The sequence below is a fragment of the Bradyrhizobium sp. ERR14 genome, from assembly GCF_014198235.1.
Lineage (GTDB): Bacteria > Pseudomonadota > Alphaproteobacteria > Rhizobiales > Xanthobacteraceae > Bradyrhizobium.
The window spans coordinates 383,426-400,453 of the sequence record NZ_JACIHD010000002.1 but is presented as its reverse complement, the minus strand read 5'-3'; the positions used below and the strand labels follow the sequence as shown (position 1 = coordinate 400,453).

The 17,028-nt window shown below is 66.5% G+C and carries 13 protein-coding genes; 8 read left to right on the top strand and 5 right to left on the bottom strand.

All coding sequences use genetic code 11. From position 1 onward, the window contains the following. Positions 1-8 precede the first annotated feature (8 nt). Both GGD62_RS08115 and GGD62_RS08110 read left to right on the top strand, forming a co-directional pair. Positions 9-3,554, top strand: a complete 3,546-nt coding sequence (locus tag GGD62_RS08115) for a NahK/ErcS family hybrid sensor histidine kinase/response regulator (RefSeq protein WP_183707917.1) — start codon at positions 9-11, stop codon at positions 3,552-3,554. Continuing rightward, complete coding sequence (locus tag GGD62_RS08110; RefSeq protein WP_183708233.1) at positions 3,551-4,204, top strand: response regulator transcription factor; 654 nt, start codon at positions 3,551-3,553, stop codon at positions 4,202-4,204. Before GGD62_RS08115 ends, GGD62_RS08110 begins: the two co-directional genes overlap by 4 nt. Positions 4,205-4,280: 76 nt before the next feature. On the opposite strand, the gene GGD62_RS08105 is transcribed toward GGD62_RS08110, so the two are convergent. Next, the gene (locus tag GGD62_RS08105) at positions 4,281-10,055 is read right to left on the bottom strand and encodes a negative regulator of septation ring formation (protein ID WP_183707915.1); all 5,775 of its coding nucleotides are present in this window, start codon (positions 10,053-10,055) and stop codon (positions 4,281-4,283) included. A 401-nt stretch (positions 10,056-10,456) separates the two neighbouring features. Here GGD62_RS08105 and GGD62_RS08100 point away from each other — a divergent pair, with 401 nt between their 5' ends. Beyond that, the gene (locus GGD62_RS08100; protein WP_183707913.1) at positions 10,457-10,831 is read left to right on the top strand and encodes an Hpt domain-containing protein; all 375 of its coding nucleotides are present in this window, start codon (positions 10,457-10,459) and stop codon (positions 10,829-10,831) included. A gap of 164 nt (positions 10,832-10,995) precedes the next feature. After that, positions 10,996-11,316, top strand: a complete 321-nt coding sequence (locus GGD62_RS08095) for a 2Fe-2S iron-sulfur cluster-binding protein (RefSeq protein WP_018317347.1) — start codon at positions 10,996-10,998, stop codon at positions 11,314-11,316. Between the two features lie 45 nt (positions 11,317-11,361). Here the strand turns inward: GGD62_RS08095 and GGD62_RS08090 are convergent, their stop codons facing one another. Then, entirely contained in the window at positions 11,362-11,829 is a 468-nt protein-coding gene (locus GGD62_RS08090; RefSeq protein ID WP_018317346.1) for a thioesterase family protein, read from the bottom strand. A 181-nt stretch (positions 11,830-12,010) separates the two neighbouring features. Here GGD62_RS08090 and GGD62_RS08085 point away from each other — a divergent pair, with 181 nt between their 5' ends. The 3 genes from GGD62_RS08085 to GGD62_RS08075 all read left to right on the top strand — a co-directional run bounded on the left by GGD62_RS08085 (position 12,011) and on the right by GGD62_RS08075 (position 14,367). Next, positions 12,011-13,039: an NAD(P)/FAD-dependent oxidoreductase gene (locus GGD62_RS08085; protein ID WP_179737757.1), complete on the top strand. Its 1,029-nt coding sequence runs from the start codon at positions 12,011-12,013 to the stop codon at positions 13,037-13,039. Positions 13,040-13,145: 106 nt separating this feature from the next. Then, on the top strand, positions 13,146-13,739 hold the full coding sequence (locus GGD62_RS08080) for a DUF2147 domain-containing protein (RefSeq protein ID WP_179737758.1): 594 nt from the start codon (positions 13,146-13,148) through the stop codon (positions 13,737-13,739). 271 nt (positions 13,740-14,010) lie between these two features. Then, positions 14,011-14,367 (top strand): hypothetical protein, encoded by a 357-nt coding sequence (locus GGD62_RS08075; RefSeq protein WP_183707911.1) that lies wholly within the window; start codon positions 14,011-14,013, stop codon positions 14,365-14,367. Positions 14,368-14,420: 53 nt separating this feature from the next. Here the strand turns inward: GGD62_RS08075 and GGD62_RS08070 are convergent, their stop codons facing one another. Continuing rightward, positions 14,421-14,690: a hypothetical protein gene (locus tag GGD62_RS08070; RefSeq protein ID WP_183707909.1), complete on the bottom strand. Its 270-nt coding sequence runs from the start codon at positions 14,688-14,690 to the stop codon at positions 14,421-14,423. Positions 14,691-14,703: 13 nt separating this feature from the next. Between GGD62_RS08070 and GGD62_RS08065 the strand changes: the two genes are divergently transcribed. Continuing rightward, positions 14,704-14,868, top strand: coding sequence for a hypothetical protein (locus GGD62_RS08065; RefSeq protein WP_177237353.1), 165 nt, complete (start codon positions 14,704-14,706; stop codon positions 14,866-14,868). 16 nt (positions 14,869-14,884) lie between these two features. On the opposite strand, the gene GGD62_RS08060 is transcribed toward GGD62_RS08065, so the two are convergent. Continuing rightward, positions 14,885-16,249, bottom strand: coding sequence for a cell wall metabolism sensor histidine kinase WalK (locus GGD62_RS08060; protein ID WP_183707907.1), 1,365 nt, complete (start codon positions 16,247-16,249; stop codon positions 14,885-14,887). Further along, positions 16,246-16,926: a response regulator transcription factor gene (locus GGD62_RS41505; protein ID WP_183707905.1), complete on the bottom strand. Its 681-nt coding sequence runs from the start codon at positions 16,924-16,926 to the stop codon at positions 16,246-16,248. Before GGD62_RS41505 ends, GGD62_RS08060 begins: the two co-directional genes overlap by 4 nt. Positions 16,927-17,028 lie beyond the last annotated feature (102 nt).

The window sequence follows — 17,028 nt, the reverse complement described above, 5'->3', positions numbered from 1 at the left end:
AGGATGTCTTGCAGGCGTGGTTCGTTCTTGCGGTCGCTGCCGGCTATGTGACCACGCTGTTCCTGGTGGCCTGGTGGGGCGACCGGCGAAGTGCCGGCGGGCCGCTGGTGTCGCCAAGCTCCTGGGCGGCCGCGATCAGCTATTGCCTGACGCTTGCGGTCTACAACACCTCGTGGAGCTTCTACGGCTCGGTCGGACGGGCCGCCACCAGCGGGCTGGACTTCGCCACGATCTATATCGGCCCGACCCTGGTGCTGCTGTTCGGCCAGCGGCTCCTGTCCAAGGTGATTGCGATCGCCAAGGCACAGAACGTCACCTCCATCGCGGACTTCATCGCCGCGCGCTACGGCAAGAGCCAGGTGCTTGCGGCCTTCGTGACGCTCGCATCGCTGCTCGGCGTGCTTCCCTATATCGCGCTACAGCTCAAGGCCGTCGGCAAGAGTTTTGATTATCTGATCCTCCAGCCCGAGCGGGCCGGCGGCGAGGCGCTGCGGTTCTGGCAAGACTCGGCGTTTGGCGTCGCTGCATCGATGGCGCTGTTCGCGATCGTGTTCGGTGTCCGGCACGTCCATGCCAGCGAGCATCATCGCGGCCTGATGCTCGCGATCGCCTTCGAGAGCGTCGTCAAGCTGCTCGCATTCCTGATCGTCGCGCTGTTCGTGCTGTTCGGACCCTCCGGCGGGCCGGCCGCTCTGCTGTCGCAGTTTCAATCGGATCCGCAATTGGGCGGCATCCTGAGCTTCGACCCGGCGCAGCCGGTGTGGCCTGCAACGATCATCATCTCGGCAATTGCTTTCCTCTGCCTGCCGCAGGCCTTCCATGTCGCCGTCGTCGAGAATGAGAGCCCAAGCCATACGCGCACCGCGGCTTGGCTCTATCCGGCTTATCTTGCGCTGTTCAGCCTCTTGATCCTCCCGATCGCTGCGGCCGGGCTCACCCGCTTCGGCGGGATGATGGACCCCGACACCTACGTCATCTCGCTGCCGATCGCAGCCGATGCGGGCACCATCAGCCTGATCGCGTTTCTGGGCGGGCTGTCGGCCGCCACCGGCATGGTTATCATGACATCCGTTGCGCTCAGCACCATGCTCTGCAACGACGTCATCATGCCGCTGCTGCTGCGCTCGCGCGTCTTCGGCCTGCACGCACAGAGCCGGCCGATGACGTCGGTGCTGGTGACGGTGCGCCGGCTCTCGATCCTCAGCATCCTGCTGCTCGCCTATCTGATGCACCGCCTCGTCAACCAGTCCTATCCGCTCACCGTGATCGGCCTGTTGTCGTTCGTCGCGGTCGCACAATTCGGTCCGGCGTTCGTCGGCGGGCTGTTCTGGCCGCGGGCCAACAAGGCCGGCGCCTCGCTCGGGATCGCGGTCGGCTTCTTCGTCTGGGCCTACACGCTGCTGCTGCCCTCGGCCGCGCCGCTCTGGCCGGGGATCGAGGAAATCGTTCGTCAAGGTCCCTGGCAACTCGCCTGGCTCAAGCCGAATGCGCTGCTGGGCCTCGAAGGGATCGATCCGATCTCGCACGCCACGCTGTGGAGCCTTGGCGCCAATCTCGTCTGCTTCCTGATGGTCTCGGCGCTGGGCCGGCAATCGACAGTCGAGCGTAATCAGGCGGCCGCGTTCGCCGACGGCGTCGTCCGCGAATCTATCCCCAAGCTGTCGTCGCGCGTGGTGGTGCGGCTCGATGATCTCCGCGCGCTGGCGCTGCGTTTCGTCGGCGCCGAGCGCGGCGCGGCGGCCTTCGACGCTTATCTGGCGGCCCGCATCGCAGGGACGGGGCCGCGTCTCGATCCGTCGGGACTGGTCGATCTCGACTCGATTCGGTTTACCGAGAATTTGCTGGCCGGCGCGATCGGCGCGGCATCGGCGCGCGTCGTGATCGCGGCGTCGCTGGAAGGCCACTCGCTGTCGCGGCGGGAGGCGATGGCGATGCTCGACGAGGCCTCGGAAGCGCTGCGCTTCAACCGCAGCCTGTTGCAGTCTACGCTCGAAAGCGTACCGCAGGGCATTTGCGCCTTCGACGCCGATTTCAACATCACAGCCTGGAACGGTCGGTTCATCGCGCTGCTCGATCTGCCGCCGGACTTCGTGCGCGTGGGGCTTCCGCTGGCGGATCTCATCGCCTTCAATGTCGAGCGCGGCGAATATGCCGCATCCGAATTCGCCGCGCTCCTGGTCAACCGTGACGTCGCCACGCAGCGCTGGCCTTATCTCTACGAGCGCAAGCGGCCGGACGGCACGGTGCTGGAGATCGTCTACGACCGCGTCGCCGAGGGTGGCTACGTCTCGACCTATACCGACGTCACCGAGCGTCACCGTGCCGCCGAGGCCTTGCGACGCGCCAATGAAGGGCTCGAGCTGCGCGTCCGCGAGCGCACCGAGGCGCTCGAGCAGGCGAAGGCCGAAGCCGAGCAGGCCAATCTCGGCAAGACGCGCTTTTTGGCCGCGGCCAGCCACGATTTGCTGCAGCCGCTGAATGCGGCCCGTCTGTTTCTGTCCGCGCTCGACGAGAGCCTGAGCGCTCCGTCGCGCGCTGGCGACGCCGACAAGGAGCGCACCCTCGCGAGCAGCGCGGTTACGGCGCTACGATCGACCGAGCACGTGCTCGACCGGCTGCTCGACATCTCCTCCTATGATGCCGGCGCCGTGCGCGCCGAGATATCCGACTTTCCGATCGCCGATCTCTTCGTGCAGTTGAACGTCGAATTCTCGGCGATGGCGCGCGAGCGCGGGATCGCCTTCCGCGTCGTCGATTGCGGCCTTGCGGTGCGCAGCGATCCGCATCTGCTGCGCCGGATCCTGCAGAACCTGCTGTCGAATGCGCTTCGCTACACGCCCAAGGGACGCATCCTGCTCGGCTGCCGGCGGCGCGGAGAGGCGCTGCGCATCGAGGTCTGGGACACCGGCGTCGGAATCGCGGCGGCAGACCAGAAGCGCATCTTCGAGGAGTTCCAGCGCCTCGCGCCGGGGGCGGAGAAGGGATTGGGCCTCGGGCTCGCCATCGTCGAGCGCGTGTCCCGGCTGCTGGACCATGCCGTCGACCTGCGTTCGCGCCCCGGACAAGGTTCGTGCTTTGCCGTCACGGTGCCGCTCGCGCGCGGACCAGGCCGGCCGCTTCGGCGCACCCCTGCGGTGGCCGTGCCGGCACCGGCGGAGCGCGCGCTGACCATCCTGTGCCTGGACAATGACGCGACCATCCTCGATGGGCTCTCTGCGCTGCTCGGCGGCTGGGGGCATCACGTGCTGGTCGCAGCCGACGCCACCGCGGCGATGGACGCGGCCGCGACCGTCCTGCCAGACGTCGTGCTGCTCGATTACCATCTCGACGGCGGCTGCAACGGCTTGGACTTTCTCGACAATCTCAGGCAGAAGGCGGGACGCGAGGTCCGCGCGCTGGTCGTCACCGGCGATCGCAGCGAGGCGGTGCGCCAGGCGGCGAGGGCGCGCGGCTGCGAGATCCTGTCGAAGCCGGTCAAGCCGGCGGCCCTGCGGCGCTTTCTCGGCGGCGAAGCCCTGAGCCGGCAGTTCGGCACGAAACCGGAGACTCCCTGACGATGCGCATCCTGATCGGCGACGACCACCCGCTGGTGCAGGCCGCGCTCCGTAGCGCGTTGTCGACCGTGCTGCCCGATCTCGACATCGTCGCCTGCCAGTCGCTGGACGAGGCGCTCAGCGTGCTGGCGGTCCAGTCGGACGAGATCGACCTGATCCTCTGGGATCTGACGATGCCGGGCATTCAGGGCTTTGCCGCGCTGTTCATCCTGTCGGCGCAATTCCCGACGGTGCCGGTCGCGATCATCTCGGCCCGGCAGGACGCCGCCACCATCCGTCGCGCCATCGCCTATGGCGCATCCGGTTACATCCCGAAATCGCTCAGCCTGCCCGAGATGGCTGATGCGATCACAAGGATCCTCGCCGGCGAGATCTGGATGCCGCCAAATGTCGGTGGCCGCGGCTCGATCCAGAGCGCCGACATCGAGCTCGCCGCGCGCATGGCCACGCTCTCGGCGCAGCAGCTGCGAATTCTCGCGATGATCGTGGAAGGCAAGCTCAACAAGCAGATCGCGGGCGAGCTCGATATCGCCGAGCAGACGGTGAAGGGCCACGTCTCGACGATCTTGCGCAAGCTGGGCGTCGGCTCGCGCACGCAGGCGGCCGTCCTCGCTGAACGGCTGTCGTTCGGCCAGCCCGGCAGCAATTGAGCTTCAGAACATCCAAACAAAAACGGAGGCCGTGAGGCCTCCGTTTTCATTCGCTGTTCGTGTCGCTGCGAGCCGCTTACCCCAGCCGTCCCGCCGCATGTGCCAGCAGCGTGTACACCAGGCCCGTCTCCGAGGTCAGGTGGCTGCGCAGCTCCTGCGGGCCGCGGCCGTCGCGGGCGACCTCGTCGAGCAGGCGCTCGAACTCGGCGACATAACGGTCGACCGTGCCCTTGAAGTTGCGGTCGGCGCGGTACTTGCGGGCGACCTCGTCGAAGGCCTTCTGGCCGGCGGGCGTGTAGAGGCGCTTGGTGAAGGCCTTGTTCTCGCCGCGCTGGTAGCGGTCCCACATCTCGGCAGCGAGGTTGCGGTCCATCAGCCGGCCGATGTCGAGCGACAGCGATTCCAGCGGATTGCTGCTTGCCTGCGGCACCTGCGGCTGCGGCGCGGGTGCGGCGCGGCCACGCGGAGCCTCACGGCCGGTCGGGGCGCCCTGATTGGCGTCCGTGCGGTTGAGGAGGTCCGACAGCCAGCCGTCACGGCCCTGGTCGTTACCGGCGGGCGCGACCGGCGGTGCGTCGGTGCGGCGCGCGGCCGGCATGCCGAGGTCCGGCGGCGGCAGCGTGGAAGCGCTGCCGGTGTCGCGCATGCGGGTCTCGGCGCTACGTCCGCCCGCAGCCGCCATGATCGGCTCCTCCTGGCGCTGGACGGCGACGGAGGCGCGGCCCGTCGTGGTGACGTCGAGGCCGCGGCCATGCTGGGCCACGATGCGGTTGAGCTCGGCGAGGGCCTCGATCTGGTCGACGATCACCTTGCGCATCTGCGCTGTGCTCTCGGCGGCCTCCTGCGGCATCTCGAGCACGCCGCGGCGCAGCTCGTTGCGGGTGGCTTCGAGCTCGTTGTGCATCTCGAAGGCCATCTGCTTCATGCTGGAGACGAGGTTGGTGAACTTCTCGGTCGACTGCTTGAACATCGTATCCGCCTCGTCCGTGGTCTGGCGGTAGATGTCGTGCATGGCCTCGATGGTCTGGCGGTGCTCTTCTTCGGAGGCCGCACGCACCGCCTCGAACTGGCGGGTGATCGCGGCCGAGCCTGCGCCGGCGGTCTCGGCGACGACGCGGGCGATGTCGCGGGCACGCTCTTCGGCGGCTGCCAGCGATTCATCGAGCAGGCCGGTGAAGCGCGACAGGCGCTGGTCGAGATCGGCGGTGCGCAGGTCGATCGTGGTGACGAGCGATTCCAGCGCCTGCTTGCGCTCGGCGAGCGAGGCGGTGGTGTTCTTGTTGCTCTGCTCGACGACCTGCGCGGCGTCGACCAAAGCCTTGCCGTGCGCGTCGAACTGGGTCGACAGCTCGCCGAGATCCTGGAGCGCCTTCGTGGTCTTGCTGTTGAAGACGTTGAGCTGCTCTTCCAGGTTCTGCGTCGCCGCGCCGTTGCGCGAGGTGACGTCGTTCATCGCCGAGACGAAGTCGGCGACGCGCGTCACCAGCGCCCGCTCGAGCGAGTTGAGGTTGTCGTGCGCACCGGTCAGCACCTCCTGAAGCAGGATGTTGCCTTCGCGCAGGCGCTCGAACAGCGCCACCGTGTCGGTACGCAGGATCTTGCTGGTCTCCTGCATCTCGGTGACGGCCGCGATCGAGACCTGGCGCGACTGGTCGATCGCCGCGCGCGAGGCCTGCTCGAGGTCCTTCAGCGACTTGCCAACCGCGCCGGTGGCGATCTCGCTCGCCGCGTTGATGGTGCGGGCGACTTCCGAGCCGTTGCCCATCATGGTCTGCGAGAAGGCCTGGCCGCGCGTCTCGATCGACTTCAGGGCGTCCGAGGTGACGCGGTCGATGTCGAGCGTGAGCTGGCTGGTCTTGGAGCCGATCGCGTCGACCAGGGCGCCGCGCTTGGCGTCGATCATGTTCGACAGGCGGTCGGCCTGCTGCTGCACGTAGGTGACGATCTCGTCGGTCTTGCCGGTCATGGCCTGGCCGAAGCTCGAGCTGGCGGCGAGCACCGAACGCTCGACGTCGGACGAGCTCGACTTGACCCGCGAGCTCGCCTCGTTGGAGGCCGATATCAGCGCGTTCTGGGCGTTGAGCGCGCTGGTCTGGATGTCGTTGGTCGCGTTCGCGGTGGCCGCGCTCAGCGTCCGCTCGATCTCGGTCGAGATCGTGCGGATCTGGCTCGCGGCGTCCGCCGAGGTCGACGTCAGCGAGGTCTGGGCCTCACGCGCGCTGTTGAGGATGGTCGAGGCGGTGTCGGCGCCGACCGCGGTCAGCGTGCGCTCGATGTCCGTGGTCAGCGACTTGATCTGGCTGGCTGCGTCGGTCGAAGCGGAGATCAGCGAGCCCTGGGCCTCGCGCACGCCGCTGGTGAGCGCCTCGATGGTGGCGCCGCCGGCGGTCGCCAGCGCGCGCTGCATCTCGGCCGCGAGCGAACGGACCTGGCTGGTCTGCTCGGCCGAGACGGAGAGCAGGGTGCTCTGGGCGTCGCGGGCGCTGGTGGTGATCGTCTCGGCGGTCGACTGGCCGACCTGCGAGAGCGAACGATGCACTTCGGCCGCGAGCGACTTGACCTGGCTCGCCGCATCCGAGGAGGCCGTAACCAGCGTGCTCTGGGCTTCGCGGGCGCCGCTCATGATGGTCTCGGCGGTCGAGGTGCCGGCCATCGTCAGGGAGCGCTGCACGTCCGAGGACAGCGCCTTGATCTGGTTGGCGGTCTCGGCCGAGGCCGCGATCAGCGCGCTCTGCGCATCGCGGGCGCCGGCGGTGATCGATTCCGCCGTGGTGGAGCCTGCCAGCGACAGCGAACGCTGCACGTCGGCGGTGAGCGTCTTGACGTGGTTGGCTGCGTCCGAGGACGCCGTGACGAGGGTGGTCTGCACCTCGCGGGCGCCGGCCAGGATCGAGGCTGCGGTGGCGGAGCCTGCCGCCGACAGCGTACGCTCGACGTCGGCCGCGAGCCCCTTGATCTGGTTGGAGGCTTCGCCCGAGGCTGCGACCAGCGTCGACTGCGCCTCGCGGGCGCTGCTGAGGATCGAGTTCGCCGAACCGGTGCCGACCGCGGTCAGCGCGCGCTCGACCTCGGCAGAGGTCATCTTGAGCTGGGCGTTGACGTCGGAGGAGACCGTCATCAGCGATTGCTGGGCGGTGCGCGCACCGGTCTGGATCGTCTCGCTGGTGTTGACGACGAGGTTGGTGAGCGAGCGCTCGGCGTCCTCGACATGCGAGCGGATCGCGGTCGAGATCATCTCGGCGCGGGACATCATGTCCTCGCTGGCCTGGCGGCCGCTGCTTTCGATGCGGCCTGCGACGGCCTCGACACGCGAGCCGAGCAGGTCCTCGAACTGTGCCACGCGCACGTCGATGTCGCTGGCGACCGAGCCGACCCGGGTCTCGATGACCTGGTGGATTTCCTGGAAGCGCGCCGTGACCGTGTCGGTCAGGTGCGTGCTGCGGCCGTCGATGATCTCGGTGACGCCGGTGATGCGGCGGTCGACCGCCTCGATCGCCTGCGCGGTGCCGTCCGTGAGGGTGGAGGTCAAGAGGGTCAGGCGCGTGTCGATCGACTGCACGGCCTGCGAGGCGCCGTTCGTGACCGCGGTGGTCAGGTAGGTGAGGCGGGAGTCGATCGACTCGAGCGCCTGCGTCGCATTGCCGGTCAGCGTCGTCGTGAGGTGCGTCAGGCGGGTATCGATCGACTGGATGGTCTGCGAGGCGCCATCGGTCAGCGTGGCGGTGAGGTTGTTGAGGCGCGCATCGATGGTCTCGATGGCCTGCGAGGCGCCGCCGGTCAGCGAGCTCGTGAGATGGTTGAGGCGCGCATCGATGGTTTCGATGGCCTGCGAAGCACCGCCGGTCAGCGACGTCGTGAGGTGGGTGAGCCGGGAGTCGATCGACTGGATCGCCTGCGCGGCGCCGTCGGTCAGCGAGGTCGCCAGCGTGTTGATGCGCCCGTCGATGGTCTCGGTCATGGATTGCGCGCGGGTGTCGAACGACTGTTCGAGCGCGGCGACGCGGCCGACGAGCTGCTCGTCGAAGGTCTTGAGGTGACCATCGATCGTGCCGTCGAGGCTGGCGATCTTGCTGTTCAGCGAGGCGTCGAGGTGGTTGACGCGTTCGCCGACCGTGGTCTCGAACTGCACCAGGCGCTGGTCGAGCACGGCCGTGATCTCGCCGCCATTGGCGGTGAAGCGGGTGTCGAAATTCTCGACATAGGTCTTCAGCGACTCGTGGATGTCCTGCGTGCGCTGGCCCATGCGCTCGACGATCTCGCCGCCGAAGGTCTTCACGGTGCGGTCGAACTCGGAGATGTGGCGCGTGATCAGCGCGCCCAGCGTCCCGCTGTCGCGGGCGAATTTCTCGACCAGCTCGGTGCCCTGGTTCCTGACCAGCTCGTCGAACGCGCTCATCTGCAGCGACAGCGAGTCGTGCGCGGTCTCGGTCTGGCTGACGACCTTGGCGACGAGGGTGTTGACGGTGGCGTCGAGCGCCTCGCTCGCCTTGTCGCCGCTCGTCAGGATCTGGCCGGCGAGGCGGTTGCCGGCGTCGTCGATCTTGGCGGAGAGGTCGTTGGAGCGCAGCTCGAGCTCGAGCAGCAGCGAATCCGAGGAATTCTTCAGGCTGTCGTGCACCTGCTCGGTGCGCTCGGAGATGCCGTCGACGATCGCGGCGGAGCGTTGCTCGAACTCGCCGGTGATGCGGTCGATGCGCTCGTTGAGCATCTCGTGGACGCGGTCGGCGAGGTCGACGAACTCGTCGTGGACGTGGCCGGTCTTGAAGTTGAGGCTGGTGGTCAGCCGCTCGCTGGCATCGAGCACGGCGCGCGTGGTCTCGTTGCTGGCTTCCTCGAGGCGGTCGAGCAGGTCGCCGCCGCGCTCGCCGAGCGCCAGGATCATGTTGTCGCCGGCATTGCTCAGCGCGCTGGTGATGTGGGCGCCGCGCTCTTCCAGCGCGCCGGTGATGGACTTGGCGACCTCGTCGACGCGCGAGGCGATGGCATCAGAGATCAGCGCGATGTCGTGGCGCAAATCGATCTGCACGCCGGAGATGGCGCTGCGGACCTGCTCGGCCTGGCCGACCAGATTGTCGCGCTGATGCGCGATGTCCTGCAGCAGGGCGCGGATGCGGACTTCGTTGTCGGAATAGGCGCGTTCGAGCGCGGCGACCTCGTTGGCAACCAGCGTCTCGAGCTCGCCGGCGCGCGCGATGGCGCGCTCGATGCCGTCGCCCATCGCCGCGACCTCGCGGCGGATGGCCTGGCCGACGGTGACCATGGAATCGGAGGCCGAGCCCTCGGGCTCGGAGAAGCGGATCGCAACCTGCGCCATCGCCTGCGCGATCATGCGCATTTCCTGGCCGCGCCAGACCAGGCTCGCAAGGAAGTAGAACAGCATGATCGGCGCGAAGAACATCGCAACCAGGCCGGCGATCACGAGCACGCCGCCGCTCTGGCCCATGGCGGCCTGGATCGAGGGCAGGAAGCCGAAGGTCAGCGCGGCGCAGGCCGCGAGCCAGACGCCGGCGAAGATGGTGGCGAAGGTGTAGACGTTGCGGGCAGGGCGGCCCTTCTGCAGGGCCTGGAGCAGCTGGCCAATGGTCTCGCGGTCGTCATTGGCGGCGCGGCGCGAAGAGCGCGGCTCCTCGACCGGGTCGAACACGGTCGAACGTTCGTTGGCGGCGGGGCGCGGCTCGAAGCTCGGCTCGTCGAAGATCGGGGGCGGCGGCGCCACCGAAGGCGCGGTTTCGTTGCGCATCGCGGCGTTGCGGCTGGTGTCGGCAGCCGTGTCGCTGATGTTCAGGGCTTCCTGGATCGCAGAAAGCGCAACTTCTGTGGGGTCTTTGACCTTTTTCGGAGTGTTCGCCATGTTCAGTCCGAGCCCTCGTTACTTGTACGCGTCCCCCCGCGAGCCCTGCGCGCTGCGTGCGCAAGCCCACAGACCGGATCATGCCGCTTGCGCGGATCTCCGAGCCGTCCCCACCCGGACGGCTTGTCCGCCAATTTCCGCAACATCCTATTGGCAGAGCGTCGCGAATGAAATGCCCGCGATTAAGACATTCTTAATCATCGTTAACAGGATCGGGCCGTAACGCCTTAGCAATAAATGCAATTCTCCACTGGACTCGGCCGATTGCGGCAACTTTTCGTCAATAAACCGGCGGAACTGCGTCGCTGACCCCGAACATTTCGTTAACCATTTCCATGCTTGGGTGAGGTCAATTCACCGCCGGACCGGCGGAACCGTCGCGCGATGCCGGGGCCTGCGCCATGACGCCTGAACTGCAACGGATGGACTGGATGCCCTCGCCCCCGCTTGCACCCATCGACAGCCCGCTCGACCTCGATCACCTCTCCCGGATGACGCTCGGCGACGCCGAGCTGGAACGGGAAGTGTTGGCCATGTTCGCCGAGCAGGCGGTCCGCCTGATCGCGGCGATGGCGACGCTGCCGGCCGAGGCGGGCGCTCTGGCCCACAAGCTCAAGGGCTCGGCGCGCGGCATCGGCGCTTTTGCGGTGGCGGATGCGGCCGCAAGCCTGGAGATCGCGGTCCAGACCGGCCATGACCAGCGCCACGCTTTCGCCGCGCTGAAAGAGGCGGTGACCGAGGCCCGCGCCGCCATCGAGGCGATGCTGAAGCCTTGAGGCCACGCGGCCGAGCCGGACTCTAGTCTCTTGTTTTGACGCATTTTCTTCCCGCAAAGCGGGATTCACTTCGGCTGAAAACCCTATGGCGCCCGGCTGATCGACCCGTTATAGGACAGCCCGGACCCTCCTTCATTCCCAGCACCGCGGCAGCACGAGCACACATGGCCAAGATTCACTTTGTCGACCACAAGGGCGAAACCCGCACGGTGGAAATCGAGAACGGCGCAACCGTGATGGAAGCCGCGATCCGCAACAGCATTCCCGGCGTCGAGGCCGAATGCGGCGGCGCCTGCGCCTGCGCGACCTGCCATGTCTATGTCGACGAAGCCTGGCGCGAGAAGGTCGGCAGCCCGACGCCGATGGAAGAGGACATGCTTGACTTCGGCTTCGACGTGCGCCCGAATTCGCGCCTGTCCTGCCAGATCAAGGTCTCCGACGATCTCGACGGTCTCGTCGTGACGACGCCGGAACGCCAGGCCTGATCCTGACAAGCCTGATCCTTACAGGCCTGCCTCTTCTGAACTGAACTATATGTTCGGCGTCGCGACCTCGATGCCGCGCTTGTGCCAGGGTCTGAGCTTCTCGACGATCTCCGCGCTGAGCGGCGCTGGCCGCCGCGTCGCCTCGTCGAGCATGACCCCGACCGACATCGCCGAGGCGATGCACTTTCCTTGCGAGAACACGACCTGCTCGAAGGTCACTGACGTCCGTCCGAGCTTCACTACGCCTAGGCCGAGCTCGATCGTGTTTGGCCAGTGCAGCTCGGCGCGGAAATGGATGTCGAGCCGCACCATGATCCAGGCGAGCCCTGGCGGCGTCAGTCCGTACTCCGGCAGCTTCATCAGCGTGACGCGGCCGGTCTCGAAATAGGTGGCGTAGACCGCGTTGTTGACGTGCTGGTTGGGATCGAGATCGCCGAAGCGGACGTTGTCGCTGAGGCGGTAGGGATAGTCCTCCAGGCGCGGCGTCGTATCGAGGCGGCTTGGTGCGTTCACCGATTGATCTCCGTCATATCTTTCCTCGTTACAGCCCAGTTATTTTGCCCCGGCAAGTGGGCGCGGCTGCGGGGCGCTCCCGCTTTTATGCCTTCCCTGATCCATCCCCGTTGGCTAGACAGGCAGGGTCACCTCTGCCCGCCGGGCGCGTCCAACCGATAACGACCGATAAAGAGACGACATGAGCGATGTGATCAAAACCGATGTGCTGATTATTGGCGCCGGCCCCTGCGGTCTGTTCGCCGCTTTCGAGCTTGGCCTTCTCGACATGAAGGCGCATTTCGTCGACATCCTCGACAAGGTCGGCGGCCAGTGCGCCGAGCTCTATCCGGAAAAGCCGATCTACGACATTCCCGGCATTCCGCAGGTTTCGGGGCAGGGCCTCACCGACGCGTTGATGGAGCAGATCAAGCCGTTCCATCCGACCTTCCATCTCGGCGAGATGGTCGAGACGGTGGAGAAGATCGGCGATCCCGCCTTCCGCTGCACCACCGACGCCGGCAAGGTGTTCGAATGCAAGGTGCTGGTGATCGCGGCCGGCGGCGGCTCGTTCCAGCCCAAGCGTCCGCCGGTGCCGGGCATCGAGGCCTATGAAGGCACTTCAGTCCATTACGCCGTGCGCAAGATGGAGACGTTCCGCGACAAGAACGTGCTGGTCGTCGGCGGCGGCGATTCCGCGCTCGACTGGACCCTCAATCTGCATCCGATTGCCAAGCGCATCACGCTGTTGCACCGGCGCGACGAGTTTCGCGCCGCGCCCCACAGCGTCGAGCAGATGCGCGCGCTGGTCGCCGGCGGCAAGATGGATCTCCGGCTCGGCCAGGTCACGGCGCTCTCCGGCGCAGAGGGCCTGCTCACCGGCGCCACCATCAAGGGCAACGACAACAGCGTCACGGACATTGCCTGCGACACCATGCTGCCGTTCTTCGGGCTGACCATGAAGCTCGGCCCGGTCGCAAACTGGGGCATCGCGCTGGAGAACAATCTGGTGCCGGTCGAGACGTCCGCGTTCGAGACCAATGTTCCCGGCATCTTCGCGATCGGCGACATCAATACGTATCCCGGCAAGATCAAGCTGATCCTGTGCGGCTTCCACGAGGGCGCGCTGATGTCGCAAAAAGCCCATCGCTACGTCTATCCGGAGAAGCGGCTCGTGTTCCAGTACACGACCTCGTCCTCCAGCCTGCAAAAGAAGCTCGGTGTCAACTGACGGCGGCAGGGTGGGGAGGGGATGCCCCATGTTTCTGGCGCTGGAACCGTTCGCGAAATCGCCGTAGTCTGCGGCCATTCCGGTCGTGGAATAACAAGGTGATCTAATGCGGATTTTTACCAGCTCTCGGCTGCTCCCCTTCCTCGCGCTCGCATTGTCGCTCGCGACGGTGACGCCGTCTGCGGCACAAATCGCCGAGCCCACGGCGGCGGGCCTCTGGCAGAAGGTCGAGGACGGCAAGACGGTCGGATGGTTTCTCTTCATCGACCACAACGGCATCTTCGAAGGCGTGATCGCAAAGACCTTCCCGCGGCCCGGCGACGATCCGAACGAGATCTGCAGCAAGTGCACCGACGATCGCAAGAATGCGCCGGTGCTCGGCATCTCCTTCGTCCGCAACATGAAGCGCGACGGATTGAAGTACGAAGGCGGCAACGTGCTCAATCCGCGCGACGGCCAGATCTGGAAGGCCAACATGAAGGTCAGTCCCGACGGTCAGACCCTGACCCTGCGCGGCTATCTCGGCATCGCGCTGCTCGGCAAGGACGAGGCCTGGACGCGCCTGCCTGACACCAACATCGCCCAGGTCGATCCTGCCATCGTCGCGAAGTATCTGCCTGCGCAAGCCGCGGCCACCAAGCCGCCGGCACCGACGAAGAAGAGCGGCGGCACGATGATGGCGCCGGCGCCCAAGCAGTAGGCTCGAGCTCCGAGCTGGCTGATCGGCGGTAGCTTCCGGTCACGGTCATTCCCCGCACCAGCAGACGGTCTTCGCGGCGACGTTCGCCGAAAGGCGAATGCGTGCCCCGCCTGCTCCAGTAGTTCCCCGGAATGCGCGCTGGCGCCGGATTTGCATAGCTGTCCGCAAAGCTGCTGGGGAGCGAGTCGCCGTCTCCATGCCTGCCGTGCGCGGTGCTGCGGGCAGACGGCAGCGTTTGCCTCGCGGCGATCACTTCGACCGCGGAGACGACATGAGACCTGCAAGACAGTGTGCCGCCGTGCTGCTGGGGCTGACGGTTCTGCTCACCAATTCGGCGCTGGCGCGCGACGACGGGCGCTACGCCAACTCGCCGCTAAAACCCTGGTTCGAAAGCCTGCACAGCGAGTTCGGCCAGTGCTGCACCGACGCCGACGGCTACATCATTGCCGACGTCGATTGGGAGTCCGATCGCGGCCGCTTCCGCGTCCGCATCGACGACGAATGGGTCGTGGTGCCTGACGGTGCCATGATCACCGTGCCGAACAAGATCGGCCGCACCATGGTGTGGAAGCACTATATCGACGGCCATCCGCGCGTGCGCTGCTTCATGCCGGGCAGCATGACCTGAAAACGCTGACGGCGCCCGCATCGGATGCAGGCGCCGCAAGCGATGCGAAAGGCTCAGCGCGCTTCGCTGCCCGAACCTGCGCTCGCGAGCTGCTTGACGCGCGGCGACAGCACCGAAACCTGCGCCGGCGAGGCGGGCATGCCGGCGACGATCATGGTAGGCGCGGCCGACTGCTCCTCGACGCCGGCGCCGCCGAGCACCTGCACCTGCGTCGCCGAGATCGGCAACGATTTCACTTCGTAAGTCGGAAGTTCGCTGGCGAAAGCAACGGTCGAGCTCGCAATCACGGCGCTGGCGACGGCAATCATTGTGAGAACACGCATTGGAAAATCTCCGTTGAAGATGTCAATCGGAGGTTTGGTCGTCTCGATGCCGGAACAGGTTCGCTTGTGCGAGAACATTCCCGTGGCCGTCGGCGAACATATTGATTGCTTGATGCGCAACGACGAAACGAGAAAGAAGTTTTTCGCGCCAGTGTTTCCGGACGGTTTCGCGGATTGACCGGCGCAGCTCGCAGTCAGCCCGCTTGCAGATCCAAATGCGGAGATCTGGTCGGTGCGGCGGCGACGGGAAAGCGCAGGCTCATGCTCGTGCCGCGGCCAGGCGTGGAGGAGATGACCAGCTCGCCACCGTGCGCGGCCATGATCTCGCGGACGATCGACAGGCCGAGGCCCGCGCCATCGCCGGCAGTGTTGCCGGTCTGAAACGGCTCGGTCAGCCCGTGCTCCACGCCGTCGGGCAGGCCTGCGCCGTCGTCGTCAATCGAGATGCCGTCGCGGCCGAGCGTGGCGACGATGCGTCGCGCGCCATGGGCGTGGATGAGCGCGTTGCCGACGAGATTGGCGAGCGCGCTGCGAATCGCGGCGTCCACACCCTGCACCAGGAGCGGACCTTTCTCTGCCTGTTCCAGCGCGAGCTCGATGCCGGCGTCCAGTGCCGAGGGGCCGAAATCGGCGAGCACGTCCAGCGTGATCTGGGCGAGATCGATCGGCCGTTTTTCGATCGCATGGTTTTGCAGCCGTGCCAGATCGAGCATCGCGGAGACCAGCGACGTCAGGCGCCTGATATCGCGCACCAGTTCGGCCTTCAGGGCCGGCTCGGGTACGTCTTCGACCTTCGCGCGCAGCAGCGTCAGCGGCGTGCGGAGCTGATGGGCGGCATTGCCGAGGAAGCGGCGTTGCATCCTGATATAGGCATCGATCTCGCCGAAGGCGCGGTTTAGCGCCTCGACCAGCGGCTTCAGCTCGCGCGGGACCTCGGACAACGAGATCAGGCCCTGCGGGGCCGATGGATCGATCGCGAGGGCGCGACGCGCGACCCGCTCGATGCCGCGTGAGACGAAACGCGCAGCAAGCGCCGACCCGATCGCGACGGTGGCCGCAAAGGCCAGCGCTACCACGAGGATCGAAAAGAAGCTGCGGGCGAGGAAGCTTCTTGCGAGCCGGCCGAAGCGGACCTGAGGCTCGCCGACCATCGTCGTGAGCCGCAAGGCGCCCCGTTGCGCAACGGCAAGACAGAACGTGCTGTTCTGGTCGGGTGTGCTGAAGACGGACAAGCCGACAGGCCCGCGATAGGGAAAGGCGAAGGGTAGCTGTGGCCGGTGCTCGCTGCCGTACTCGCTGACAAGATCGCCCACGGAGACGACGAACCAGAGGTTTGGACTGTCCGCCTTCAGCTCCTCGAGCGCGGGAGTGGGGCGCACCACCAGGTTCTGCCCATCGACAACAGTGGCGCGATCGAGAACGGCGGCCACGACCCGGCACGCCCTGAACTCGCGCTCCTCCATCGGGTACCTCGAGACGAAGATCGCGACCATGATCAGGAAGATGGTCGTCGCGGCGATGCCGAGCGAAAACGCAAACGTCTGGGCGATCGACCTCATCGCGGCGTTGCCAGCCGCAGGATGTAGCCGATGCCCCGCATGCTGCGGATCTCGACGTCGCCGCCGAGCTCGAGCAATTTCTTCCTCAGGCGCGAGACCTGCGCTTCGAGCGTGTTGGATTCGATCTCGTCGTCGAAGCCGTAGATCTCCTCGATCAGGGCGGCGCGGGTGATGACGCGGTCGCGCCGCATCAACAGCGCTCCCAGGATCAGTGCCTCGCGCCGCCGCAACAGGATCCTGGTGTCGGCGACCACCGCCTGGTTGCTTCCGAGATGCAGCTCCACATTGCCGAGCGACAGCACCGAAGGGGCGAGCAGCCGGGGCCGCCGCAGCACCGCGCGTACGCGCGCAATCAATTCCTGCGGCTCGAACGGTTTTCCGAGATAGTCGTCGGCGCCGCCGTTGAGACCCTCGACGACGTCTTCCTTGGCGTCCTTGGACGTCAGCATGATGATCGCGGGCCGGTCGGGGGATTGGCTCAGGGCCGTGACCACCTGGAGCGCATCACCGTCGGGCAGCATGCGGTCGATGATGGCGAGATCATATTTGAAATTGTCGAGCGCCTGGCGGGCATCGGCAATCGAGCCAACGAGGTCGACGATTCCGTGCAATTGCCCGAGCAGGCGGCTGACATAGGCGCCGATCTGCGGTTCGTCTTCGATTACGAGGGAACGCACGCGGGTCGTCCTTGACTCTGCTGGGCAACAAATCCCCGAGCGTGACGCTCCCTGGCCGAAGTCTGGCGTTTCGGCTCCTGCGCAGGGTTCCCATAAAGGCAG

Bases quoted from the DNA above. Each gene is read 5' to 3' on its own strand.
- GGD62_RS08105 (WP_183707915.1), bottom strand. From the start codon at position 10,055: ATGGCGAACACTCCGAAAAAGGTCAAAGACCCCACAGAAGTTGCGCTT.
- GGD62_RS08100 (WP_183707913.1), top strand. From the start codon at position 10,457: ATGACGCCTGAACTGCAACGGATGGACTGGATGCCCTCGCCCCCGCTT.
- GGD62_RS08095 (WP_018317347.1), top strand. From the start codon at position 10,996: ATGGCCAAGATTCACTTTGTCGACCACAAGGGCGAAACCCGCACGGTG.
- GGD62_RS08085 (WP_179737757.1), top strand. From the start codon at position 12,011: ATGAGCGATGTGATCAAAACCGATGTGCTGATTATTGGCGCCGGCCCC.
- GGD62_RS08080 (WP_179737758.1), top strand. From the start codon at position 13,146: ATGCGGATTTTTACCAGCTCTCGGCTGCTCCCCTTCCTCGCGCTCGCA.
- GGD62_RS08075 (WP_183707911.1), top strand. From the start codon at position 14,011: ATGAGACCTGCAAGACAGTGTGCCGCCGTGCTGCTGGGGCTGACGGTT.
- GGD62_RS08070 (WP_183707909.1), bottom strand. From the start codon at position 14,690: ATGCGTGTTCTCACAATGATTGCCGTCGCCAGCGCCGTGATTGCGAGC.
- GGD62_RS08060 (WP_183707907.1), bottom strand. From the start codon at position 16,249: ATGAGGTCGATCGCCCAGACGTTTGCGTTTTCGCTCGGCATCGCCGCG.